Consider the following 25,453-nt stretch of genomic DNA (forward strand, 5'->3'; position numbering starts at 1 on the left):
GGATAAGATGAAAGTAACAGTCATTGGTGGTGGCTCCACCTATACACCTGAATTGGTGAATGGATTTCTCGAGCGGATGAAGCAATTCCCGTTGACCGAATTATGGTTGATGGACGTTGACAAAGAACGTCTCGATATCGTAGGTGGGTTTGCTCAGCGTATGGTGGAAGCGAAGGGTTCGCCTTTCAAGGTTATCCTGTCCACAAATCAACGTGAGGCGATAAAAGACGCTTCATACGTGACGACGCAACTGCGTGTTGGTCACATGGAAGCTCGTCGCCGCGACGAATATCTCGGCTTGCGACATGGGTTGATCGGACAGGAAACCACAGGCGTGGGCGGTATGGCAAAGGCACTTCGTACCATCCCGGTGATCCTTAGCATTGCAAAGGACGTTAGGGAAGTGGCGAAGCCTGGTGCTATGTTGGTTAACTTTACTAACCCGGCCGGTCTGGTTACACAAGCATTGAGCAAGTATGCAAAAGACGTACCCGCAGTAGGGGTGTGTAATGTACCCATCACGGCAAAGATGAAGATTATCGAAAGCCTTGAAAAGGCCACCGGTAAAAAAATTGACCCTGCTCATGCAGAACTAAAAACGTTGGGACTGAATCACTTATCGTGGCACCGAGGGTTTACGATCGAGGGCGAGGATGTCTGGCCGCAAGTCATTCAGGGCTACATCACTGATCTCAAGCAGGCGGAGCATCCCGAATGGGAACCGCGCACCATCGAAGTTCTGCGAATGATGCCGAACTATTATTTGCAGTATTTCTATCACACCGATAAGAAGTTGAAGGCACAGGAAGCCTGGCCGCCTTCTCGTGCAGAGGAAGTGATCGAGATCGAGAAAGATCTTTTGCGCGAATATGCTGACCCGAACCTCAACGAACCTCCTGCAGATTTGATGAAACGCGGCGGTGCATACTACTCGACAGTTGCTACACAACTGTTGAATGCACATTACAACGACTTGGGTGAAACCCATGTGGTGAACATCACCAACAATGGAGCCGTGAAAGAATGGCCTGCGGAATGGGTGTTGGAAATTCCTTCCACTGTAAAGCGGAGCGGCATTACTCCCATACCGGCCGAGCCATTGCCTCAATCTCAATTTGGCTTGATATCGGCAGTGAAGGCGTATGAGATTCTCACAGTTGAAGCCGCAGTGCATGGAGACCGTGACGCTGCGTATCAGGCATTGCTTGCCCATCCAATCGGCCCGAAAGCGGACAAGATTCAGGCCGTGCTGGACGACATGTTGGAAACACACAAGGAACATTTGCCCCAATTTTGGAATTGACCCAATAAAAAGGGGCGACCCAATCAGTCGCCCCTTTGTTGATTTTTGACTTATGCGCTATTTTCTCGGCGCCGATCTCGGCGCAACCAAGACACACACACTCATTGTGGATGAAACAGGCTCCGCAGTTGGCTTCGGCGAAAGCGGACCCGGCAACCACGAGACTGTTGGCTATGATGGTATGTATCAAGCCATGCAGTCTGGTATGGAACTTGCGTTACAAACTGCCGGGTTGACCAAGGCTGATATCGCTGGAGCAGGCTTCGGCGTGGCAGGATTCGACTGGCCGTCCGAATTTGAAGCCACAGCTCAGACAATCGACCGCTTGGAGTTGAGTGCGCCGTATCAATTTGTCAATGATGCAGTGCCCGGATTGGTTGCAGGTTCCGAGGATGGCTGGGGGGTTGTTGTTGTATCGGGGACTGGTTCAAATTGCCGTGGTTGGGACCGCGACCACAAGCGTGAAGGCCGTGTGACTGGGCACGGTGTCTTGATGGGTGAAAATGCTGGCGCATCGGAACTCATGTTTCGCTGTATGCAGTTGGTGGGGTATGCATGGAGCAAGCGCGGCCCGATGACCAAACTTGCAGACGCATTTATTGAGTTGGTCGGTGCAAAAGATCTGGAAGATCTGATCCGTGGTTACACAATGGGTGATTATCAAATTGGCCCGAGCGCGGCACCGATTGTTTTTCGTGTGGCAGAAGAAGGCGATCAAGTAGCACGTGACTTGATCCATTGGGCTGGTACAGAGTTGGGCGAAATGATCAACGGTGTGATACGGCAGTTGGACTTTGAAGAACTTGCCTTTGATGTGGTGATGACGGGAAGTACGTTTAACGGTGGGGCAAGATTAATAGACCCCATGCGTGAGACCGTTCTGAAAGTTGCGCCAAAGGTCAGGTTTGTTCGTTTGAGTGTGCCGCCAGTGGTGGGAGCCGTTGTGCTTGGTTTTGAAGCTGGTGGCATGCAAGTGACAAGTTCTGTGCGCGGAAAAATTATTGAAACCATTTCGTCTGTGAGAAACGTTTCTGTGAGGCAGGTATGACCACGATAGATTTTTCTTATATTGTTGATTCCGAAGCAGATTATGCCAATATTGTTCAACTCATGTCTGATTTCAAACGTGAAACAGGCATTGAGGTGAATATCAAGCGCATGGAGTGGGGAGACGCATGGCAACAACTGATTACCATTGCTACAAAAGGCGTGGGTGCTGATATCTCGCATGTAGGTTCCACGTGGGTCAGCAGTCTGGTGGTCATGGATGCTCTTCGCCCTATTTCCAAACAGCTTGTTAACAGGATCGGTGGTGAGCAGGTCTTTGTTCATTCTACCTGGTCCAATGTCTTCTCGACTGAACACCGCGATGTATATGGCGTACCACTTAGCGCCTACTCCTATGTAGTTGCTTATCGAAAAGATTTGCTTGCCAAAGCTGGCTTACATAGTGGATCAGCCTTTGCTACTCCTGCGGCTCTTGAAGCCACTGTCCAAAAGTTGGATGCGTTGAATGCTGTTGAGAACACATGGCTTATGCCGATCGCTCCACATCCATTCAACGATATCGTTCACATGGCGGCCTCATGGGTATGGAGTTCGGGCGGCCACTTTATGGATAATCGCGGTGGGCAGGTGTTGTTCAATTCACCGGCCACTTTGGCTGGCTTGAAATCGTATCTTGCTCTTCTGCGGCGTGGACCCAAGCTGGACTATCTTGGTCAAAACACTTGTATGGAAATGCTTCTCAATGGAAAAGCCGCGGCAGTTATTACCGACGCGCGGGCTGTCATGGTCGCCGCACAAAACCGTGCGCCGAATATTGAAAATATTGGCGCCGCCAGCCTGATGGGTATTCCCTGGACAGGTGGTGGAAGTGTCGTGGTTTGGCGGCATACGCATGGATACCCAGATCGTCTCGAAGCATCGTTCAAATTGGTTGAATTCCTCGCGCGCAAACAGACCATGTTGGAGTTTGCTCGCAATTCCTCCTATACAATGCCATCACGCACAGATGCCCTCGATGAACTTTTCCCGCCAGATCATATCCTCCGTGCAGTGATGCTTCAACTTGTTTCCACTGGACGTTCGTATCGTCCCATCCCGCTTTGGCATCGCATCGAATATCAATTCGGTGAAGAACTTCAACGTGTTGCCAACGAGCTGATGCAAAACCCAAAACTCGATTTGGATACAACCGTGACGCGAGCGATGACCTCTCTTTCAGAGCGGCTCAATTTGACTCTTGGATAAAGAACACTCGCTTCTTTCTGGACTTTGATCTGTTACTGACCAATTGACCTGACACCCAACTCTGGCAGATGCATCTCTAAGTGTCTGCTGTTAAACTTTTTACACCTAAAGGAACCTATCATGGCCAATAATGCTCTCCCCAACATTCCCTGGCAGGATCGTCCTGCTGGAAACTCTGAAGTGGTCTGGCGCTACGATGCCAACCCCGTCATTCCACGCAACTTGATTCCATCTTCGAATAGTATTTTCAACAGCGCAGTTGTGCCGTTCAAAGGGAAGTTCGCAGGCGTATTCCGTGCCGACAACAAAAAACGTGAGATGAATTTGCACCGTGGTTTCAGCGACGATGGCATCAACTGGAAATTAGACAACGACCCGATCAACTGGGAATGTGATGACCCCGAGATCGGACGCTATCAGTATCGCTATGACCCACGTGTGCTTTGGCTCGAAGACCGCTATTATGTCACATGGTGCAACGGCTATCATGGTCCCACCATCGGTATCGGTTATACCTTTGACTTCGAGAAGTTCACCTTCCTTGAGAATGCGCTTCTGCCTTTCAATCGTAACGGTGTGTTGTTCCCGCGCAAGATCAAGGATAAGTATGTGATGTTCAGCCGCCCAAGTGACAATGGGCATACTCCATTTGGTGACATCTATATCAGTCAAAGCCCTGATATGGTTCACTGGGGTGAACATCGCTTCGTGATGGGGACCAAAGGTGGTTGGCAAAGCACAAAGATCGGCGCAGGCCCTGTGCCGATTGAGACAAAAGAAGGCTGGTTGTTGTTCTATCACGGCGTGCTGACATCCTGCAACGGCTTCGTCTACAGTTTTGGGGCCGCCTTGCTCGACCTTGACCAACCTTGGAAGGTCATTGCCCGTGGAGCGCCGTACCTCCTCTCGCCGCAAACCTACTATGAATGCGTTGGTGACGTGCCGAATGTTGCCTTCCCATGCGCGTCTTTGTATGACGAACCGACAGGTCGTATCGCCATTTACTACGGTGGCGCAGATACCGTCACTGCCCTCGCTTTTGCAAAGATCGATGAAGTGCTGGACTTTGTAAAATCTACTTCTGAAATTTAACTTGAAGACCTGACAGGTTTTAAAAACCTGTCAGGTCTTATGAGAATTTGATGCAAACAAAGACCATGCCAGCCATCACCAAAGAACGGCTTGAACAGGAATTGACGGAGAACATCCTCCCATTTTGGGCGGAGCGTACACCTGACCCTGTCAATGGCGGATTCTATGGCGCATTGAGCAATGACCTGAAAGTGGATAACGCATCACCTCGCTCAGCCATTCTCTATGGCCGCATCTTGTGGACGTTCTCGCTGGCGTACAAGGAATACAAGAAAGCAGAATATCTTGCGACTGCTCGCCGTGCATACGATTACATCAAGACGCACTTTTGGGATGTTCAACATGGCGGCGTGTATTGGTCAGTCGATATGAATGGCAAGCCGCTCAATGCTCGCAAACATACCTATGCCAATTCCTTTTGTATTTACGGGTTGGCTGAATACTATCAAGCCACAGGTGAAGAAGAAGCCTTGGATTTGACAAAACAGATTTTTGAGTTGCTTGATGCGCATTCACACGATTCCGTCCATGGTGGTTATGTGGAAGGCCGTGGTGTGGACTGGGTCTCTGCAACCGACCCTCGCTTGAGCGAATATGAACCGCTGTGCGACAAGTCGATGAACACGCTTCTTCACGCAATGGAAGCATTCACAAACCTTTTACGTGTGTGGGATGAGCCTCGCTTGCGGACTCGTGTAAATGAGTTGATCACAGTCTTTCTGGATCACATCATTGATTCGAAGGCAAATCATCAGCGCCTCTTCTTCAACAACGACTGGAGCTGGGATAAGACCGAGCATATCTCTTATGGTCACGATATTGAGACCAGTTGGTTGATCGTGGAATCGGCAGAGGTGTTGGGCGATCCCGTTTTGTTGAAGCGTGCCAAAGAAGTAGCAGTCAAGATTGCACAGGCAGTGTACGATAAGGCACTACGACCCGACGGCGTTTTGTTTCAAGAGTCTGAAGGAGAGCGCAGTCGCGATATTGTTTGGTGGGTGCATGCTGAAGGCATGGTTGGTTTCTACAATGCCTGGCAACTTTCAGGCGATGAAAAATTTCGTGTTGCCGCCGAACGCATCTGGCAGGTGATCGATCAGAAATTTATTGACCGTCAGCACGGTGACTGGTTTAAAAACCTCGACCCACAGGGAATTCCATATCCCAACCTGCCTAAAGCAGGCCCTTGGGAATGTCCTTACCATCACAGCCGTGCCTGTTTCGAAATGATCCGGAGATTATCTTAATGTCACAGCCTTTTACCCTTGGTGTTAATTATTGGCCTCGTCGTAAGGCCATGTTTTGGTGGAGCGATTTTGATGCAGGCGAAGTACGAGAAGAATTTAGCGTTATCAAAGAAGCTGGCCTTGATGTCGTCCGCTTTTTCCTGCTTTGGGATGACTTTCAGCCTGATCCTGATTCTGTTTCGAAAACAGCGCTTCAGAATCTCACCACAGTCTGCGACATTGCCAATGAGGCTGGTCTTGGCGTTGACCTGACCTTCTTCACAGGGCACATGAGCGGACCCAATTGGAGTCCGAAGTGGTTGCTCGGTGGAGATAGCCATCCATATAAAAGTTATTCCCCCAGACAAATTGTCAGCGGCGGAAAGATCGTCGAAACAGGATACAGGAATATGTTCCATGATGAAGCGGCATTGAGGGCCTCGAGGCTGTTGTTGAAAACAGTCGTCGGTCAACTCAAGGATCATCCCGCCATCTGGATGTGGAATCTTGGCAATGAACCCGATCTCTTCGCTCAGCCTCATTCATGGCAGGAAGGCGAAGCATGGACGAAGGAGATGGTCGGCATTATCAAGGAGATCGACCCAAAACACCTCGTGACGTGTGGTTTGCACAGTGCTAACATCCACGAAGATAATGGATTGCGTATTGATAAGGTGTATGCCCACACAGACGTGGCAGTGATGCATTCCTACCCGATGTATACGCTTTGGGCGCGCGGTCCGCTTGACCCTGATTTTGTGCCATTCACCTGTGCATTGACGGCGGCCTTGTGTGGCAAGCCTGTGCTCATGGAAGAGTTTGGTGGATGTACGGCTTTGCCCGGGCAAGACTCTTATTTTATGGAATGGACGGAAACTACAGGACGGGAACGCAGGCAGTTTATGGCGAGCGAAGAAGACTTTGCCGAGTATATTCGTTTGGTGTTGCCCAAATTGCAAGATAGTGGCGCAACGGGCGCCATGCTTTGGTGCTATGCGGACTACATCCCTGAGTTATGGAACAAGCCACCGTGTTTGGACTCGCAACATGAGCGTTTCTTCGGCTTGGTGCGTCCCGATGGTTCATTGAAGCCGCATGTGAAAGTCATTCAGGAATTTGCCAAAACCAAACCACAGGTCAAGCCGATACCTGAGTATGCAAAGTTGAATGTCAACCCCGATGAATATTATGATGACATTCTCTGGCATATCGGTGACTTGTATCCGAAATATTTGGAAGGATTAAATAATTCGTCATTGCGAGGAGGGCGCTAGCCCGACGAAGCAATCCCCTCCATGATGTTGGAGATTGCTTCGCCCTGTCGGGCTCGCAATGACGGGAGCAGACTATGAAAAGACTCATCATCAATTCCGACGACTACGGTCGTACCCCCGAAATCTCGCGCGGCATACGGGAAGTGCATCTGCGCGGTATGCTTTCCTCTACAACCTGCATGATGAACATCCCCACCACAGTGGATGATATTGCCATTGCTCTGAAAGAGACGCCCAACCTCGGGATGGGAGTTCACCTCGTGTTGACAATGGGCAAGCCGCTCTCAAAGCCTGAAGCGGTTCCATCCATCATCGACGAAAATGGCAATCACCTGAAATACAATCCGTTCTTTGCCAACCTCCCCAATCTCAACATGGACGATGTCAAAACCGAGTGGCGTTTACAGATCGAGCGCTTTGTCAAAGCGGCGGGACGCAAACCAACACACTTAGATTCACATCACCACTCGTCCTACTTCTCGCCAGCCTTGTTTCGCGGCATGCTTGAATTGGCAAAGGAATATGATTGCCCGATCCGTTTTCCGTTTACTGAAAAAGGCATGAGCGAATTGGAAAATACAAGAGACCAGGTTCCTGTTTTGATAAAGGAATTTAGTCCGCGTCACCCAGATCGCTTCATTTCCAGTTTTTATGATAACGGTGCAACGCAGGATGAACTTCTTCGCCTTATCAGCGAAGTTCCTGATGGCACCACCGAGATCATGTGCCACCCGGGCTATGTAGACGAAGCCTTTGCAAAAGAATCTGTCTATAACTTCCAACGTGAACGAGAGTTAAGAATCCTGACCGACCCAACAATTAAACAAGCGATCCAGGCGAATGAAATTGAACTGATTACATTCGCAGATTTGACCGGGTAGACAGGAAAAGTTATATCTGTTGTAAAATTTGCCTTCGCCAATGCAACCGCTTGCGAAACTTTCATTGTCTAAATCACTCTATATAAGGTAACTCATGTCAAGAATAGACGACCTCCTCCAACAACTTACCCTCGAAGAAAAAATCTCCATGCTAGCCGCATCGGATTTGTGGTTCACGACGCCTGTACCTCGCTTGAACATTCCCTACATCCATGTCGCAGACGGCCCCAACGGTGTCCGTGGCACATGGAGCAAAATGTCGCCGACCTCCGCCGCCACGCCAATTGGTACAGCGCTGGGCGCAACATGGAATCCAGAAATCGTCGAAAAGATCGGCAACGTGCTGGCAGAAGAATGCCAAACCAAGAACGCCGATATCCTCCTTGCTCCAACAGTTAACATCCACCGCACACCGATCGCTGGACGCAACTTCGAGTGTTTCTCCGAAGACCCGTATCTGACGGGCATCATGGCATCTGCCTACATCAAAGGCTTACAGGATAAAGGTGTCGGTGCATGTATCAAACATTTTGTCGGTAACGATCAGGAGTTCGAGCGTCATTCGATGAGTTCTGAGATTGACGAACGCACTCTGCGAGAAATTTATCTTGAGCCGTTCCGCATCGCCATTCGCAATTCCAACCCGTGGACGATCATGTCTGGTTATAACCGTGTCAACGGAGTCTATGCCTGCGAATACGACCACTCCCTCAAGGAGATACTCAAAGGCGAATGGAAGTTTGAAGGCGCAGTCGTCTCTGATTGGTATGGCACGTACACCGATACTGTCCCTGCTGGTGGACTCGATATAGAATTCCCCGGCAACGCCCGCTGGATGTCGCCTGAGCTTGTGCAAAAGGCTCTCGATAACGGGAGCCTCTCGATGGATAGCCTGAACGACAAGGTTCGGCGTCTGCTTCTCGTCACAGAGAAGGCGGGTCTCCTTGATAATCCCGAACGCCCAACTGAACGTGCCGAGGATAAACCCGAGCATCGCAAGATCATCCGTCAGGCGGCGGGTGAGGCGATTGTCCTACTCAAGAACGGCGGCAATCTTCCGCTCAAGAAGGTTAAGTCGATTGCAGTCATTGGCCCGCATGCTTCGAACGCCAGTATCTTTGGTGGTGGCAGTTCATCGGGTTTCCTCCCGCATTACATTGTTTCACCGCTCGAAGGCATTAAGAATCGTGCAGGTAAAAAAGTGAAAGTGGATTACGCACCTGGATGCTTTATCCATCGCAATTTGCCTGCTCTTGCTCCCGAAACTTTATCCACCGCAGACGGGCGCCTCGGACTCAGTGTGAGTCTGTTCGACGGAACCGAATTTGCTGGTACTCCCCTGTATCAGTCTGTCGAACCCATTCCCACTTTTGACTGGTTCCATAATTCCATCCCTGCTGTGAACCGTCAAAACTTCTCGATGATCGTGGAAGGATTCTTCACGCCGAAAGAATCAGGCAAGCATAAGATCTCGCTCAATGGCATGGGCTGGAGTCGACTCTTCCTCGATGGCAAGCTCCTCATTGATCACACGGACGATGGTCACTTGGGCAAAGAGCTCAAGACCGAGATCAAACTCAAAGGCGGAAAAGCCTATGCCCTCAAATTGGAATACTGGTTCCAAGGCGATTCGCAATTCCGCTCTGTGGCGATCGGGCACGAACCCCCTCACAGCAAAGATTTGATCGGCGATGCAGTGAAGCTTGCCAAAAAATCAGACGTGGTCATTCTCGTCGCTAGTTTGAACAAAGAATGGGAAGCCGAAGGTTTCGACCGCGTGGATATGAAACTCCCCGGCGAGCAGAACAAACTCATCAAGGAAGTTCTCAAAGCGAACAAAAACACTGTCGTTGTTTTGAATGTTGGTTCTCCTGTTGAAATGCCGTGGATCGATAAAGCTCAGACCGTTCTTCAACTCTGGTACAACAGTCAGGAACAAGGCAACGCGCTTGCGGATGTATTGTTTGGCGATGTAAACCCCTCTGGTAAATTGCCAACCACATTCCCCGTTCGTTTGGAAGATAACCCTGCTTACATCAACTACCCGGGCGAAAATAGCAAAGTCAAATATGGCGAAGGCATTTTCGTTGGCTATCGCTATTACGACAAAAAAGATGTAACGCCTTTGTTCCCGTTTGGTCACGGGTTGTCCTATACCAAGTTCAAGTACAGCAACCTGAAATTAAACGCCAAGAAAATCTCACCGGATGGCACACTCAAGGTTAAGGTGGATGTGACCAACACGGGCAAAGTCGCTGGCAAAGAGATCGTTCAACTTTACGTGCGCGATGTCAAATCCACGTTTGCCCGCCCCGAAAAAGAACTCAAAGCTTTTGATAAAGTGGAACTAAAACCCGGCCAAAAGAAGACAGTTACCTTCACACTTGACCGTGAAGCTTTCTGGTATTTCGACACCATTACGAACACATGGCAAGTCGAGGCAGGTGAGTTTGAAATTCTCGTTGGCGCATCCAGCCGTGACATTCGCTTGAGCGACAAGGTTGTGCTGGAATAACAAAAGCAACTTGGTGGTTGAGTAGGGCGAAGCCCGTATCGAAACCACCAGTTACAAGAAGAATTTATATAACAAAATTACTTTGCTTACATGTTGGTTTCGATATGGCGGACGAACGCCGCCTACTCAACCAACAGAATATATTAAAAATTTAAACAGCAGGGACATGCCTGCGGAACAGGACTCATCATGAAATTCGGACACTTCGACGACAATGCACGTGAATATGTGATCACTCAGCCAGATACTCCTTTGCCGTGGATCAACTACCTCGGCAGTGAAGCATACTTTGGTCTCATCTCAAACACCGCAGGTGGTTACTCCTTCTACAAAGACGCCCGCCTCCGCCGCCTCACACGCTATCGCTACAACAATTCCCCGCTCGATGTGGGCGGTCGCTATCTGTATCTGCGCGACAACAAGAGCGGCAAATACTGGTCACCTTCATGGATGCCCACAAAAACCAAACTCGATGAATACGAATGCCGTCACGGGCAGGGCTACACGGTCATCACATCAAAACTTAATGGGATTAAATCCTCAACCCGCTATTTTGTCCCGCTTGGGGAATCGCTCGAAATCTGGCAAACGACTCTGACCAACGAAAGCGGTTCAGACGCGGATTTGAGCCTGTTCTCTGCCATCGAGTTTTGTCTCTGGGACGCCAACGACGACGCCACCAACTTCCAACGTAACTACTCCATCGGTCAAATGGAAATTGTCGACGATGTCATCTATCACAAGACCGAATATCGTGAACGCCGTGATCACTTCGCCTATTTTGCCTGTTCTGAAAAATTGGCTGGTTACGACACGATCCGTGAAGACTTCCTCGGGCAATATCGAGGTTGGAGCGAGCCTCGGGTTGTTGAAGCAGGCAAATCGTCTAATACAGAAGCGCATGGATGGCAACCGATCGGGTCGCACCATGTCAATGTCAAATTGAAGGCGGGTGAGTCCAAGCAGATCATTTTCATCCTGGGCTATGTGGAAAATGCCAAGGATGACAAGTTCGATCCCCCAGGCTCGCAGATCATTAACAAGAAGAAGGCCAAGGTGGCGCTCGAAAAGTATTTGCAGCAAGCTAACGCAGATAAGGCTTTTGCCGAACTGCGTGATTACTGGACGGCTTTGCTTGGCAAGATGCAAGTGACCACACCTGATGAAGACACCAACCGCATGGTGAATATTTGGAATGCCTATCAATGTATGGTGACGTTTAATATGAGCCGCTCGGCTTCCTACTTTGAAAGTGGCATCGGACGCGGCATGGGCTTCCGTGATTCAAATCAAGACTTGCTCGGCTTCGTTCACATGATCCCCGAACGTGCCCGTGAACGTATTTTGGACATTGCCGCAACCCAACTCAAGGACGGTGGCGCTTTCCATCAATATCAACCGCTGACCAAGCGTGGCAACAATGACGTTGGTTCAGGCTTCAATGACGACCCCGCCTGGCTGGTGCTCGGTGTTGTCGCATACATCAAGGAAAGCGGTGACTGGTCCATTCTTGATGAGCAGGTGCAGTTTGAGAATGAAGCAGGCACAGAAGCTCCGTTGTATGTTCACTTGCAGAAGTCCATTCAATACACGTTGGATCGCCTTGGACCGAATCAACTTCCCTTGATCGGCCGCGCGGACTGGAACGACTGTTTGAACTTGAACTGCTTCTCTGATACACCCGGTCAATCTTTCCAGACAACGACAAATAAAGATGGCAAGGTGGCAGAGAGTGTGTTTATCGCTGGCTTGTTCGTGCTGGCTTGTAGTGAGATGGCTGGCATTGCCAAGCATCGTGGCGATAAAGCTGAATTGGAAAAAGTGACCAAAGCCTCCGCTGACATGGAAAAGATCGTCTGGAAAGCGGGCTGGGATGGTGAATGGTTCCGTCGTGCGTATGATGACTTCGGTCATGTGCTTGGCTCAAAGGAAAATAAGGAAGGTAGTATTTTCATCGAACCGCAGGGTATCTGCGTTATGGCGGGCCTTGGTGTTGAAAACGGTAACGCTGTGAAGGCATTGGATTCCGTTGCGACACATCTTGCAACTCCGCACGGCATTGTATTGCAACAACCTGCTTTCAGTCAGTATTACCTGCATCTCGGCGAGATCTCTTCGTATCCTCCGGGCTATAAGGAGAACGCTGGCATTTTCTGCCACACCAATCCGTGGATCATGATCTCAGAAGCGATCGTCGGACGTGGTGATAAGGCGTTCGATTACTACAAGCGAATCAACCCGTCTGCTCGTGAAGCGATCAGTGAATTGCACAAGTGTGAGCCCTACGTCTATGCCCAGATGATCGCAGGCAAGGATGCGGCGACTCACGGCGAAGCGAAAAACTCATGGCTCTCTGGAACTGCCGCATGGAACTACGTTGCCATCACGCAAGCCATTCTCGGCATTCATCCCACCTTCGATGGGTTGGAAGTTAAACCGGTAGTGCCGTCAGATTGGAAAAGCTTTGAGGTGGTTCGCAACTATCGGGGAGTCCGATACGAGATTTCCGTTGTAAGAGAAGGTAATGGGAACAGTGTCGCGCTTGAGGTGAATGGAAAGTCCATTAATGGGACAGTCATCCCATTGCCCGATAAAAACGCAAAACTTGTAGAGACTGTAAAAGTAAAGGCTGTTATTAAATAATGAAAAAGATAGTTACACTCTTCGTTTTTCTTGCCATCCTGCTTGCAGGATGTGGAGGCGAAGGTCAGGTTGTGACGGAGGCGACTCCTACTCCGTATCCCACGCCTGTGCGCCCCACATTCACCGTGCAAAAAGGCGATATCGTTGTAGAAGCAAAGTATGGAGGACGTGTTACTCCGTTGGCTTCGCATACGGTTTATTTCGAGATCGGTGGGCAGGTGAGCGAAGCGTATGCAAATGTCAACGATGTGGTGACAAAGGGACAATTGCTCGGTGAACTGGTGGAGGCCAAACAACTACGTGCCGATGCGGATAAGACGCAACATACCATTCGCCGCGCGCAGATTGACCTGGAGATCGCCAAACTGACATTGGAACAATATAAAGCACAGGGCAAATCTGAAGCAGAAGTGAAGATACAGGAACTGAAGGTTGAACTGGCGCAAATGAATCTCGATGAAGTGTTGGAGAGTTTGGGTATTGACCCAACTGTGCCTGTGACCGATGAAATTGATGCGCAGGTGGCGAAGGCACGTGTCTTTGCTCCTGCAGATGGCACGATCATTGCGGCGGTCAGCTCGGGACGTAATGTCACCACCACCACGCCAGCCTTTGTGCTCGGTGACCCCGATCAACTCGAAGTGGTTGTTGACCTTGATTCTGGCAAGAGCAAAGACCAGGTCAAGGATATGTACGAAGGTATGCCTGTGGCTGTCACATCTGATACAAACCCCGGCTTAACCATGACAGGTACGATCCGCCAGTTGCCATCTCCGTATGGAACGGGTGCGGCTGAGCAAAATGTTGCACACATTGTTTTGGATACGCCTCCCTCTGCGGATACCTATCAAGTCGGTGATGTTTTACGTGTGACCATTCAATTGGCGAGCAAGACGGGCGTTCTTTGGCTTCCACCTGACGCTGTCCGCTCATCGGGTGGCCGCACCTTTGTCATCGTCAATGGCGATGGTGGCCCACAGCGTGTGGATGTTGAAATCGGCTTGCAGACCCGTGACATGATCGAGATCATCTCTGGCCTGACGGAAGGTCAGGTTGTAGTTGGGCCGTAGTGAGCGTGAGATATGAGTTGCATGTTACGAGATGCCGCACACCAGTGGTTGCTCGTAACATGCAATGTGTACACTCCAACCCGCTACACATAACATTATGAAGTTTTTTTCTCCGCTTATTTCCTTCGCCCTGCAAACATGGGCAACGTCACAGGTCGCTTTCAAGCGTCTGTTGACACAACGCTTTCTTAGCATTGCGTCGATTGTTGGGTTAATGATCGCTTCGGGATTCATCCTGAGCGTGCCTTTGTTCGCCGATGCGACCTATTTCCGTTTGTTGCGTGAAGAGATTCTTGTAGGGCACGAACTTGAGTTGGCCCAAAGACCCGTAGATTATGCACCACTCTCGTTTGTTTTTGAATTCAAAGGGATCGGCAAGAATAGTCCGCAATGGAGCAAGGTCGAGAATGTGGATGCGTACCTTTCTGGGAAGGCATTGAAGGATGTGGGGCTTCCCATCTTGCAGACGATCCGCAGGTTCCGCACGGAAAACTATTCCCTGTTCCCACCGTTGGATACCAACAAGCCCGGCACACAATATTCACTGACAACTGTTGGCTTTGCTTTCGTCACCCCCATGGATGACGTTGCCATTAAGTTAGTGGATGGTGCATATCCCAAGCCCTTTACCTCCCTGATACGAGATGGTGATCAGGTGGAAGCATTGGTCCATGAAGATCTGGTCGTCAAATATGGCATACAGATTGGCGATAGTTACACGGTCCGCACAGACAATGGACGTATCCCTGTGCTTATCACGGGCATATGGCGCGAGACCGATCCCAAGGCTCCTTATTGGGAACAAGATTCAAGCAAGTGGTTATTGGTGGATGAAGAGTCGTATAAAGGTGTCATTAGTGACAAACTGGCAACCGAGTTGACCAGTTCCATGTGGACCATTGTTGCAAGTGGTTCAAGCCTGCATGCGAAAGATGTAAGTGGCCTTGTGGACCGCATCAATGCGATCTCAGGGCAGGCCATCGTGCTCATGCCTGAAACAAAACTGATCGCTTCACCGCTGGAAGCTTTGGCCCGTTACCAGCAAAATGCCCCGCGCCTCACGTATTTGCTGTTTGCGTTTAGCGTGCCGATCTTGAGCCTCATTCTTGCGTTTATTGGTCTGGTCGCAGGGTTGTTCGTCAATCAGCAACGCGGTGAAATGGCGATCTTGCGCAGTCGTGGCGCCAGCAAAATGCAGGTGGTGGGCATATCTCTTTTGCAGGGTGTCATCCTTGGTGCAGTTGCCCTTGTAGGTGGTGTTGGTCTCGGATATTGGATCACAGGTGTCACAGGCAAGGCGCGAAGTTTCCTTGATTTCAGTGCAAAGGGTGGTTTGCGCATCAGCCTTACACCTGAGGCGCTTGGGTATGGTCTATTGGGTATTGCGCTCGTGTTGTTGATCCAGGTCATTATCCCTACCTTGAGTGCGGCCGAGAATACAGTTGTTACTTACAAACAGGAACGTGCCCGTACGCTTAATACACCTTGGTGGCAAAAATTCTACATCGATGTATTCCTGCTCATTCCTGCAGGGTATGGTCTCTGGCAACTTATGCAGGAATCAAAACAGGCTTTAGAGGGATCGGAGGCTCTTCCTGATCCTTTGCAGAATCCACTCTTATTGCTTGTCCCAGCTTTGGGAATTTTCTCCGTCGCTCTTTTCACCCTTCGGCTTGTTCCGCGTTTCATGGACTTTCTCTCCCGAATACTGGATCGTTCCAATAGCGTCGGCATGTTGATGGCCGCGCGTTACCTTGGGCGTAGTCCTGCATTGTATAACGCGCCTCTCGTTTTGCTTGTGTTGACGTTAGGCCTTTCCACATTCACGGCCTCGCTTGCATTGACTCTGGACCGTCACCTCGATAAACAGATGCACTATCAGGTTGGTGCAGATATGAACTTGTATGAGCTGGGTACTACGGTCAACGACAATAGCGATAACCCCGTGTATACGTTTGGCCCTGTGGAAGACCATCTCATCCTTCCTAATGTCAATTCTGCCACTCGTGTAGGACGCTATAAATTTACAGCGATCTTTCCCAATGGCGCCGAAGAAGGGACTTTCCTTGGCGTAGATCGCCTAACCTTCCCTGCCACCGCTTACTGGCAAAGAGACTTCGCAACGGAACAGCTTGGTGTATTGATGAATCAACTCGCTGCTGTCCCAGAAGGCATCCTTGTGCCTCGTAGTTTCATGGAAAAACATAAGTTGAAAGTGGGTGACACGGTTCCACTTGGTATCACCACAGGCTTCGCCGGACAATCTACTCCATTGCAAGCGAAAGTTGTCGGGACGTTCGATCTCTTCCCGACCTGGACACCTGAGACCGATGGCGCTTTCCTCGTAGGTAACTTGGAAGAACTGTATCTGCGAGCAGGCGGAGAATATCCACATGAAGTGTGGCTTGATACCACCAATGAAGCTGACCCTGAAAAGATCGCATATGGTGTGCGTGGGTTCAGTATCATCCTCGACAACCGTGCCGACCAATCCAAGCTTGAACGAGACGGTTTGAATACTATCGTTGAAAAATGGTCGTCAGCCGAACTCAATATTCGTGCAGAACAACGACGCCCTGAACGACAAGGCTTGTTCGGTCTGCTCTCCGTTGGGTTTGTCGCATCAGCTTTGTTGACCGTGTTGGGTTTCCTGCTGTATGCGTTGTTCTCGTTTAGACGGCGCTTCATCGAGATGGGTATGTTGCGTGCTGTTGGCTTGTCCATTCAGCAGATGACAGCCCTGTTGGCGGCTGAACTGGCTTTCCTCGTCTTACTTGGTATTGGCGTAGGGACTGCGCTCGGCGTATTTGCCAGCCGTATTTTTGTTCCGTTCTTACAGATCGGGGCAAGTGCGCAGGCGCAATATCCGCCATTCCAGATCCAGATCGCGTGGTTATCCATTGTGCAGATCTATATCTTATTTGCTCTGCTCTTCTTTGCGGCATTGAGCGCGCTCTCAGCGTTGCTTGTAAGAATGAAGATCTTCCAAGCGATCAAGCTGGGAGAGACAACATAATACGAGTAAGCAGTTATCAGTTGGCGAAAAGAATAATCCTGAAGAGATTAAATAGTTTGTAATGAATTGAGCGTATGAATACAGAACCTTTGATCGTATGTGAAAACCTCGTAAAAATATATAGCCTGCATCAGGAGGGCGGTGCTTCGGTAGAAGTGCAGGCTTTGCAAGGACTGGACATCACCGTTAACGGCGGTGAAATGCTTGGCGTTGTGGGCGCAAGCGGCAGTGGTAAATCCACGTTGCTGAATGTGTTAGGTGGTTTGGATCGCCCAACGGGTGGACGGGCTTTTGTTGGCAAACACAACCTTGGTACATTGAGCGAAACGGCGCTCGATGCGTATCGTCTCAATGAAGTAGGCTTTGTGTGGCAACATGGCACGCGTAACCTCATTCCGTATCTCACGGCATTGGAGAATGTGGAATTGCCTCTCACGCTTTCAGGTCAGGTTGGCGAGCCGTCGCGCGAGCGTGCCATGGAGTTACTGGAACTTGTCGGTTTGCGGGATCGTATGGGCCATCGCCTTGAGGAACTCTCTGGTGGTGAGCAACAGCGTATTGCGATCAGTATCGCTCTGGCGAATAAGCCTACATTATTACTTGCGGATGAACCCACAGGCGAACTTGATACTTCGACAGCGCAGACCATCTATGATCTTTTGCGTGACTTGAACAAACGCCTCGGACTCACGATGGTGATTGTTTCGCACGATCCGGGCATTGCCAAACACGTAGACCGAGTCGTCGCTGTGCGAGATGGCAAACTGGCGAGCGAGACAGTCCGCGTGCAACGATCGGATGGGGGAGAGCATCATGTTGAGCTGGCAGTGTTGGATTCGGCGGGACGTGTGCAGTTGCCTCGCGAGTATCTGGAACAATTCGATATCAAACGCCGTGTGACAATTGAAACCACTGCAGAGGGTATCCTGATTCGCAAGCCGGAGGGAGAAGCTCGCAGCGAAGTACAAGACCTCTCGGCGGAGGAGCAGATTGAAGTTAAGGATGAAGCGATGCAAGGTTCATCGAAGTTGAGTCAGCTTTGGGCAGGGATCCTTTCTGGGATTCAGAAGAGGTTGAAGAGATGAGTCTTGTCATCGAAACAAAAGACTTGTGGCGTGTATATACATCAAAGACGGGCGCGGAGATCCCTGCGTTGCGTGGTGTAAATTTAAACGTGGAAGAAGGAACGTTCGTGACGTTGAAGGGACGCTCGGGTAGTGGCAAGACAACGTTGTTAAACTGTTTGGCGGGTCTCGATAAACCGACCTCGGGTTCAGCGATGGTGTTGGGGCATGACATGATGCAGTTGAGCGATGCTGACGCGACAGTGTGGCGGCGGGAACAGATCGGTTTGGTGTTTCAGTCGTTCGGGTTGTTGCCAACACTTTCAGCTTATGAAAATATTGAGTTGTTGTTGCGCATCAAAGGTGATGAATATGAGGCGCGTCGTAAACGCGCGCTGGAATGTTTGGATATGGTTGGCTTGGGCAAGTGGAAGGATCATCGCCCTTATGAAATGTCTGGTGGTCAGCAACAGCGTGTGGCAATTGCTCGTGCGCTGGCGAATCGTGCCAGATTGATTTTGGCCGATGAGCCAACTGGCGAATTGGATAGTAAGACGACGCGTGAGTTGTTGACATTCTTCCGTGAACTTGTTGAATCTCAGAAGATCACGATGTTAATGGTGTCGCATGATCCGCTGGTGGATCCGTATGTGCATCAGGTGTTGATGCTGAAGGATGGGGTGGTGGTGCAATGAAAAAGATCATTTCATTTCTCTTTCTTCTTTCTTTGCTCGTTTCATCTTGTGGTGAAGCGACGGTTACACCAGCTCCCATCACAGAAGCGGAAGTGGGTGATGTATTTGGCACAGCCATTTATACCGACCCATCACAGCCCATCGAGACACGTGTAGAAGACCTTCTCAAGCGCATGACGCTCGATGAAAAGATCGGGCAGATGACTCAAGTGGAGCGGTTCAGCCTCAAGTCGGGTGATATTACCAAGTACTACATCGGCTCTGTTCTCAATGGGGGCGGTGGTGCACCTCCTGAGAATACACCCTTGGGTTGGTATCAGATGATCGAGCTTTACCAGAATGAAGCCCTGGCTACGCGGTTAAAAATTCCGATGATCTATGGCGTGGATGCTGTACATGGTCACGGGAACATGAAGAATGCGACCATCTTCCCGCAGAACATCGGTCTCGGCGCGACAAACGACCCTGACTTGGTGAATAAGATCGGTAGGGCAACGGCTGAGGAGATCCTTGCCAGTGGCATTCCCTGGAATTTTGCTCCCGTTGTGGCAGTGGTGCAGGACGTACGTTGGGGACGCACGTATGAAGGTTTTGGTGAAGAGACAGAGCTCGTATCAAGGCTTGGCACTGCCTATACCAAAGGGATGCAGGAGTTGCAGTCTGAAGACTCACCAACTCAAGGCCAGACCTTGTTCACATTGGCAACGCCTAAACATTACCTTGGTGATGGTGGCACTATATGGGCCTCCTCACGGACCACCAATATGAACACGCGCTATATGCTCGATCAGGGCAATGTGCAAATTCCAGAGGATGTTATTCGGCAGTTGTATTTGACGCCTTATAAAGACGCAGTAGACGCAGGTGCCATGAGTGTAATGGCATCCTTCAGCAGTTGGCGCGGCACGAAGATGCATGCCCAGCAATATTGGCTGACAAAGGTCCTCAAGAACGAACTTGGTTTCAACGGTTTCATCGTCTCTGACTGGCAGGCCATTGACCAGATCTATCCTGACGATTATTACCTTTCAGTCGTCACTGCCATCAATGCAGGCGTTGACATGAATATGGTGCCACAGAATTATGTTCAATTTATTGAGACGATGCAGGAAGCGGTCAACAATGGCGACATCCCCGAATCTCGCGTAGATGAGGCTGTGCGCCGCATCTTGAGAGTTAAATTCGCTTTGGGCTTGTTCGAACATCCCATGCCAGACGCGAAGTATCAACAGACTGTCCGTTCTAAAGAACATTTGGATTTGGCTCGTCAGGCAGTGTGTGAGTCTCTTGTATTGCTCAAGAATGAGAATGATGCCCTGCCGTTGAAAAAAGATACCCCGGTCATTTTTGTGGCTGGTGAAGGTGCCAATGATATTGGTTTGCAGTCCGGTGGTTGGACGCTCCAGTGGCAGGGTCAACCCGGTAACGACAATGAAGGTACGACAATTCTGAGTGGTATTCGCCCAATGGTAGACCCTGAGACGCGTATTGAATTTAATCGTGATGCTGATTTCAGCGAGTTCAAGGATGCTGAAAGTAATCCGCTCGTTGCAGATGTTGGGATTGTTGTCCTTGCGGAGAAACCATATGCTGAAGGTGTTGGAGATGCGGCAGATATTTCACTCACTGAAACTGAGATCACACTTCTTGAACAGACACGAAAGCAAAGCAAATCCATCGTTGTAATTTTGCTTTCGGGGCGTCCGCGTGTGATCACAGATCAACTTCCGCTTGGAGATGCATGGGTGGCGGCGTGGCTCCCTGGCACCGAAGGTGGAAGCGGCATTGCTGATGTATTGTTCGGCGATCAACCGTTCACCGGGAAATTGTCTTATTCCTGGCCTCGCACCATGGAACAACTTCCGATCAATATCAACAATTTAAAGAACAAAACTGGTTGTGACGCTCCGCTCTTCCCGCTCGGATATGGCCTAATCATCGGTGAACCATCCCCGGAAATCGCGGCTTGCCCATAAATATCAACAAATGAGACTTATAAGTTTTCTCTCCATCTCGATCTTGATTTTGTTGACAGGTTGTACACCACTGGCTTCACCTGCACAGCCATCAACGTTGACTGTTGAACCAGCGCAGACTGCTTCACCGACTCCGACTCTCGCTCCCATGCCCGACTATTCTTCGTGGCCAGGAGTGTACTTTGGCGTATTCCAGGGTGGACAGGATGTTGAACAGCAACTTGGTCAAAAATTCGCTGTTCAATTGTATTATCACCAGTGGGGTAGTCCGTTCAACGCTGGGGCATTTTCAAGTAACCTGGAAAATGGATGGATTACCGAATCGACCTGGGAATACAAAGCTACCTTAACCGGTGTGGATGACCCTTACGCTTTGCAACCGCTCAAAGCTATTGTTGACGGGAAAAAGGATGACTACATCCGGGAGTTCGCTCGCGATGCTGGGGCTTTTGGTCATCCCTTACTGTTACGTTGGGGACATGAAATGAATGGCGATTGGTATATCTGGAGTGGCACGAAGAACGGTGGTGTTGTCCCTGATAAATATGGTGACCTGCTCAAACCCGATGGCCCAGAACTGTTCGTAGATGCTTACCACCATATCCATGATGTTTTTCAGGAAGAAAAGGCAACCAATGTCCTGTGGGTTTGGTGTCCAAACATTCTGATGGGTGATAAGCTGGGCGAGGCTTGGAACGAGATCGGTAACTATTACCCTGGTGATGAATATGTAGATTGGCTATGCATGGATGGATATAACTGGGGCACCAGTCAATCTTGGAGTAGTTGGCAAACCTTTGATGAGGTATACGCGCCGACATATGCACGACTACAGCAGATCAATTCGAATAAACCGATCATCATCGGTGAGTTTGCATCTAGCGACAAGGGCGGCGACAAGGCCGCTTGGGTAGCAGATGCCTTCCAAAAAATCAGCAACGCTTATCCACAGATTCGTGCCGCAGTCTGGTTTAATACCAATAAAGAAACAGATTGGCGTATGAACTCATCTGAGGCTGTGTTTGACGTTTTCAAAACAGAGTTGGCGCGGCCCGGCTGGGTGGAAACCTGGCCTGGGTTTGAAAAATAATTTAGGAGTAAAAATGAAATACGGATACTTTGACGACCCCAACCGTGAATATATCATCACGAATCCGCGCACGCCTGCGAAGTGGATCAACTATATCGGCACGCTTCAATTTGGCGGCTTTGTAGATCACACAGGTGGCGCAATCATCTGCAAGAACGATCCAACCTTTAACCGTATTACGAAGTACGTTCAGCAGATGCCGTCGTCTGACTTCAAGGGTGAGACTTTATATCTCAGAATTCATCGCGCTGAGCGGAGCGATAGCGCAGACGAAGCGAAGTACAAAGTCTTTTCTCCGTTTTATGTTCCCACTCTCGACTCCTATGATAAGTACGAATGCCATGTTGGGCTTGGATACACCCGCATTATCAGTGAAGTGTATGGACTCCGTACCGAAGTGACGATCCTTGTCCCCACAGGCGCCGCTGTAGAAGTGCGTGACATTAAAGTAACCAACGTCAGTAAAAAACCGCTCGAAGTGGATGCGATCCCTGTATTGGAATACACTCATCCCAGTGCCTTACAACAATTCACCAATGCCGATTGGATTCCACAGACCATGCAATCGAAGATGTTGAGGGATGGTGAGTTCACCGTGCTGGTTCAGTATCCATTTATGCACCGCGATACGAAGCATAATTTCTTTACATCGAATTTGCCTGCATCATCCTTTGAGACTGATCGTAAAAAATTCCTTGGCGACAATGAATATGGTACGTGGGCGAATCCGCTCAGCCTGCAAAGCGATGAGCTCTCGAACACGCAAGCACTACGTGGCGATAATATTGCCGCCTTGCTTCATCATCTCGGCACAATTCAACCCGGTGAGACGAAACGCCTTATCACGCAATTGGGTCAGGAGCCGAACTATGATGCGGCGAAGAAAAGTGTCGAGAAGTATCGCAACCCCAAGTCCATTGAAGATGCGCTCGCGGAAATGAAAGCTTTTTGGGATACCTATCTCGACGTGTTACAAGTCAATACACCCGACCCCGCTTTCAATAGCACAGTCAACATTCACAATCCTCATCAATGTCATACCACTCGCCAGTGGTCGCGTTATCTTTCGTATTATCAACTTGGTCTTGGCGCGCGCGGCATTGGCATGCGCGATTCGTCGCAAGACTTGCTTGGCACGATGGCGAATAATCCGCAGGATGCAAAAGAGTTTTTGAAATTGCTTCTATCATTCCAGAAAGCGAACGGCTCGGCGTTGCACCAATTCAATCCGCTCACACTCGAGGGTAACGAAGGCGATTCGCTTGAGATGGAAGACCGTCCACATTATTACAGCGACGACCACCTTTGGAGCATTCTCGGTATTACGGCATACGTAAAAGAGACGGGCGATGTTTCGTTTTTGGATGAAGTGATTCCCTACTATGAAAAAGATAAGGATGGAAAGCCGCTTCAATCTTCGTCCGTGCTTGATCATGCGAAACGAGGCTTGACCTTCACCCGAACAGACATTGGTGCCCACGGACTCCCGCTCCTTGGCTTTGCGGACTGGAACGATACAGTCAATCTGCCCACTGGTGCAGAGTCGTTATTCACGGCGAATCTGTACGGTGTTGCTTTACGCGAGTTTATTGCGTTGCTCAAGTTCATTGGCCAACCCACAGGTGAATTTGAACAAGCATACAAGGAAATGCAATCTCGCATCGAAGAGCATGGCTGGGATGGTGAATGGTATGTCCGTTATTTCGATAACAAAGGCGAGCCGCTTGGCTCCAGTAAGAATAAATACGGACAGATCTATCTCAACGGACAATCATGGGCTGTGCTGTCTGGCTTTGCTTCCAGTGAACGGGCGAAGCGGGCCATGCAATCGGTCTATGAGAAGTTGAATACGAAGTATGGCATCAAGCTCTCAGCTCCTGGGTTCAATGGCTATGACAGAAACTACGGCGGTGTGACGACGTATCCGCCTGGGGCGAAGGAGAATGGTGGTATCTTCTTGCACCCGAATCCGTGGGCAATGATCGCAGAGACCATGCTTGGCAACGGTGACCGTGCCTACGAGTATTATTCACAGATCAACCCTGCTGGTAAAAACGATTCGATTGACCTGTATGAAATTGAGCCATATGTTTACGCTCAAAACATTCTTGGCGATGAACATCCACAATTTGGATTGGGACGTAACTCATGGCTTTCTGGTACGGCCTCGTGGAGTTATCAGGCTGGCACGCAATGGATTCTGGGAATCCGTGCGGAGTATGATGGCTTGTTGATCGATCCGTGTATTCCATCCAAGTGGGACGGCTTTACAGCGATACGCAAATATCGCGGCGTGACGTATCACATCACGGTGAAGAATCCGAAGCATGTCTGTAAGGGCGTGGAAAAGGTCACAGTAAACGGGAAGCAGGTTGAAGGAAGTTTGATTCGAGCAGAAAAAGGTGTGAGCGAAGTCCATGTCGAAGTGGTGTTGGGGTCGTGATGTCCGAATCAAGGCTTCCATCTGCATCTATTGAAAATGAATTTTTGCGACTCGAATATCTGATCACAACAGGGCCTCGTATTATCGGTTTGTATCCAATGGGCGTGGATGGCAACCTGCTTGCTGAAACGCCCGATATACATTGGCCTGTGCCGCATGGGGAATTTTATTTGCGTGGCGGACATCGCTTGTGGAAGGCACCTGAAGATTCGTTTTACAACTGTCCCGAAGACGGTGTGACCGTAATTGAGGGTAATGGCGTGACGTTGCGAAGCCCTGTAGATCCTTCAGGCTTGGAGAAAGAGATTGCGGTGAGGCTGGACGGGCACCGTGTGCATCTTTCACAAAAGATCACGTGGCATGGTGATAAGCCGATCACGCTTGCTCCATGGGGTATCACACAGTTGCGATTGGGTGGCATGGGGATATTACCGTTATCTAGCAAGGATGGTCTTGCGCCGAATCGAAATCTTGTGTTGTGGCCATATACAAGCTTGAAGGACGACCGTTTGGAATTGCACGATGATTTTATATTATTGCACGGTACGGCATCGGAGCAAGCCGCAAAGATTGGAAACTGTAATACACATGGCTGGATCGCTTATGCAATGGGCAATGCCTTGTTCGTAAAGCGTTTTGGCGTTGAAGAAGGTGCGCTTCCTGATTTGAACACTAATGTGCAAGCGTATGTCAGAGATGTGTGTATCGAACTGGAAACGCTTGGAGCGCTGAAGACATTGCGAAACGGGGAATCAGTAACGTTGAATGAGACGTGGGAAGTGACCGTTGGGGAGTTTCCCGCAAATCTCGAAACTGCTCGTATAATCGGCGATCTGTTGAATAAGTAATTGGTAAGTAGTAAGTGGGTCTTGCTTTAATCGAGATCTACGATTTCATGGACTATGGAGTATC

General features: G+C 49.8%; 17 protein-coding genes. All 17 read left to right on the top strand.

All coding sequences use genetic code 11. The features are described from left to right. The first annotated feature begins 7 nt into the window (after positions 1–7). The 17 genes from IPP66_14465 (at position 8) to IPP66_14545 (ending at position 25,389) form a co-directional block, all read left to right on the top strand. Complete coding sequence (locus IPP66_14465; protein ID MBK9926475.1) at positions 8–1,303, top strand: 6-phospho-beta-glucosidase; 1,296 nt, start codon at positions 8–10, stop codon at positions 1,301–1,303. Between the two features lie 52 nt (positions 1,304–1,355). Beyond that, complete coding sequence (locus IPP66_14470; protein MBK9926476.1) at positions 1,356–2,351, top strand: ATPase; 996 nt, start codon at positions 1,356–1,358, stop codon at positions 2,349–2,351. Then, positions 2,348–3,556, top strand: a complete 1,209-nt coding sequence (locus IPP66_14475) for an extracellular solute-binding protein (GenBank protein MBK9926477.1) — start codon at positions 2,348–2,350, stop codon at positions 3,554–3,556. Before IPP66_14470 ends, IPP66_14475 begins: the two co-directional genes overlap by 4 nt. Positions 3,557–3,676: 120 nt before the next feature. Further along, positions 3,677–4,648, top strand: coding sequence for a glycoside hydrolase family 130 protein (locus IPP66_14480; protein ID MBK9926478.1), 972 nt, complete (start codon positions 3,677–3,679; stop codon positions 4,646–4,648). Positions 4,649–4,713: 65 nt separating this feature from the next. Beyond that, on the top strand, positions 4,714–5,895 hold the full coding sequence (locus IPP66_14485; protein MBK9926479.1) for an AGE family epimerase/isomerase: 1,182 nt from the start codon (positions 4,714–4,716) through the stop codon (positions 5,893–5,895). Next, complete coding sequence (locus IPP66_14490; protein MBK9926480.1) at positions 5,895–7,148, top strand: cellulase family glycosylhydrolase; 1,254 nt, start codon at positions 5,895–5,897, stop codon at positions 7,146–7,148. Before IPP66_14485 ends, IPP66_14490 begins: the two co-directional genes overlap by 1 nt. A 74-nt stretch (positions 7,149–7,222) precedes the next feature. Beyond that, a complete protein-coding gene (locus IPP66_14495; protein MBK9926481.1) occupies positions 7,223–8,029 on the top strand; it encodes a carbohydrate deacetylase in 807 nt (268 codons plus the stop codon). Between the two features lie 94 nt (positions 8,030–8,123). Then, positions 8,124–10,544, top strand: a complete 2,421-nt coding sequence (locus tag IPP66_14500) for a glycoside hydrolase family 3 C-terminal domain-containing protein (GenBank protein MBK9926482.1) — start codon at positions 8,124–8,126, stop codon at positions 10,542–10,544. A 189-nt stretch (positions 10,545–10,733) separates the two neighbouring features. Next, complete coding sequence (locus tag IPP66_14505) at positions 10,734–13,187, top strand: glycosyl transferase (protein MBK9926483.1); 2,454 nt, start codon at positions 10,734–10,736, stop codon at positions 13,185–13,187. Continuing rightward, positions 13,187–14,257 (top strand): efflux RND transporter periplasmic adaptor subunit, encoded by a 1,071-nt coding sequence (locus tag IPP66_14510; protein ID MBK9926484.1) that lies wholly within the window; start codon positions 13,187–13,189, stop codon positions 14,255–14,257. Before IPP66_14505 ends, IPP66_14510 begins: the two co-directional genes overlap by 1 nt. A 97-nt stretch (positions 14,258–14,354) precedes the next feature. Next, positions 14,355–17,273, top strand: a complete 2,919-nt coding sequence (locus tag IPP66_14515) for an ABC transporter permease (GenBank protein ID MBK9926485.1) — start codon at positions 14,355–14,357, stop codon at positions 17,271–17,273. Positions 17,274–17,362: 89 nt separating this feature from the next. Continuing rightward, positions 17,363–18,358, top strand: a complete 996-nt coding sequence (locus tag IPP66_14520; protein MBK9926486.1) for an ABC transporter ATP-binding protein — start codon at positions 17,363–17,365, stop codon at positions 18,356–18,358. Further along, a complete protein-coding gene (locus IPP66_14525) occupies positions 18,355–19,032 on the top strand; it encodes an ABC transporter ATP-binding protein (protein ID MBK9926487.1) in 678 nt (225 codons plus the stop codon). Before IPP66_14520 ends, IPP66_14525 begins: the two co-directional genes overlap by 4 nt. Next, a complete protein-coding gene (locus IPP66_14530) occupies positions 19,029–21,008 on the top strand; it encodes a glycoside hydrolase family 3 C-terminal domain-containing protein (protein MBK9926488.1) in 1,980 nt (659 codons plus the stop codon). Before IPP66_14525 ends, IPP66_14530 begins: the two co-directional genes overlap by 4 nt. 10 nt (positions 21,009–21,018) lie before the next feature. Then, positions 21,019–22,098 carry a hypothetical protein gene (locus tag IPP66_14535; GenBank protein MBK9926489.1) on the top strand — a complete coding sequence of 360 codons (1,080 nt, stop codon included), beginning with the start codon at positions 21,019–21,021 and terminating at the stop codon, positions 22,096–22,098. A gap of 13 nt (positions 22,099–22,111) precedes the next feature. Next, positions 22,112–24,541, top strand: coding sequence for a glycosyl transferase (locus IPP66_14540; GenBank protein MBK9926490.1), 2,430 nt, complete (start codon positions 22,112–22,114; stop codon positions 24,539–24,541). Then, the gene (locus tag IPP66_14545; protein ID MBK9926491.1) at positions 24,541–25,389 is read left to right on the top strand and encodes a hypothetical protein; all 849 of its coding nucleotides are present in this window, start codon (positions 24,541–24,543) and stop codon (positions 25,387–25,389) included. The genes IPP66_14540 and IPP66_14545 overlap by 1 nt, the downstream gene beginning before the upstream one ends. Positions 25,390–25,453: the final 64 nt, after the last annotated feature.

The organism is Candidatus Defluviilinea proxima, assembly GCA_016721115.1.
GTDB classification, from domain to species: domain Bacteria; phylum Chloroflexota; class Anaerolineae; order Anaerolineales; family Villigracilaceae; genus Defluviilinea; species Defluviilinea proxima.

Bases quoted from the DNA above. Each gene is read 5' to 3' on its own strand.
- IPP66_14500 (MBK9926482.1), top strand. From the start codon at position 8,124: ATGTCAAGAATAGACGACCTCCTCCAACAACTTACCCTCGAAGAAAAA.
- IPP66_14510 (MBK9926484.1), top strand. From the start codon at position 13,187: ATGAAAAAGATAGTTACACTCTTCGTTTTTCTTGCCATCCTGCTTGCA.
- IPP66_14495 (MBK9926481.1), top strand. From the start codon at position 7,223: ATGAAAAGACTCATCATCAATTCCGACGACTACGGTCGTACCCCCGAA.
- IPP66_14540 (MBK9926490.1), top strand. From the start codon at position 22,112: ATGAAATACGGATACTTTGACGACCCCAACCGTGAATATATCATCACG.
- IPP66_14505 (MBK9926483.1), top strand. From the start codon at position 10,734: ATGAAATTCGGACACTTCGACGACAATGCACGTGAATATGTGATCACT.
- IPP66_14515 (MBK9926485.1), top strand. From the start codon at position 14,355: ATGAAGTTTTTTTCTCCGCTTATTTCCTTCGCCCTGCAAACATGGGCA.
- IPP66_14465 (MBK9926475.1), top strand. From the start codon at position 8: ATGAAAGTAACAGTCATTGGTGGTGGCTCCACCTATACACCTGAATTG.
- IPP66_14525 (MBK9926487.1), top strand. From the start codon at position 18,355: ATGAGTCTTGTCATCGAAACAAAAGACTTGTGGCGTGTATATACATCA.
- IPP66_14530 (MBK9926488.1), top strand. From the start codon at position 19,029: ATGAAAAAGATCATTTCATTTCTCTTTCTTCTTTCTTTGCTCGTTTCA.
- IPP66_14470 (MBK9926476.1), top strand. From the start codon at position 1,356: ATGCGCTATTTTCTCGGCGCCGATCTCGGCGCAACCAAGACACACACA.
- IPP66_14485 (MBK9926479.1), top strand. From the start codon at position 4,714: ATGCCAGCCATCACCAAAGAACGGCTTGAACAGGAATTGACGGAGAAC.
- IPP66_14535 (MBK9926489.1), top strand. From the start codon at position 21,019: ATGAGACTTATAAGTTTTCTCTCCATCTCGATCTTGATTTTGTTGACA.
- IPP66_14480 (MBK9926478.1), top strand. From the start codon at position 3,677: ATGGCCAATAATGCTCTCCCCAACATTCCCTGGCAGGATCGTCCTGCT.
- IPP66_14475 (MBK9926477.1), top strand. From the start codon at position 2,348: ATGACCACGATAGATTTTTCTTATATTGTTGATTCCGAAGCAGATTAT.
- IPP66_14490 (MBK9926480.1), top strand. From the start codon at position 5,895: ATGTCACAGCCTTTTACCCTTGGTGTTAATTATTGGCCTCGTCGTAAG.
- IPP66_14545 (MBK9926491.1), top strand. From the start codon at position 24,541: ATGTCCGAATCAAGGCTTCCATCTGCATCTATTGAAAATGAATTTTTG.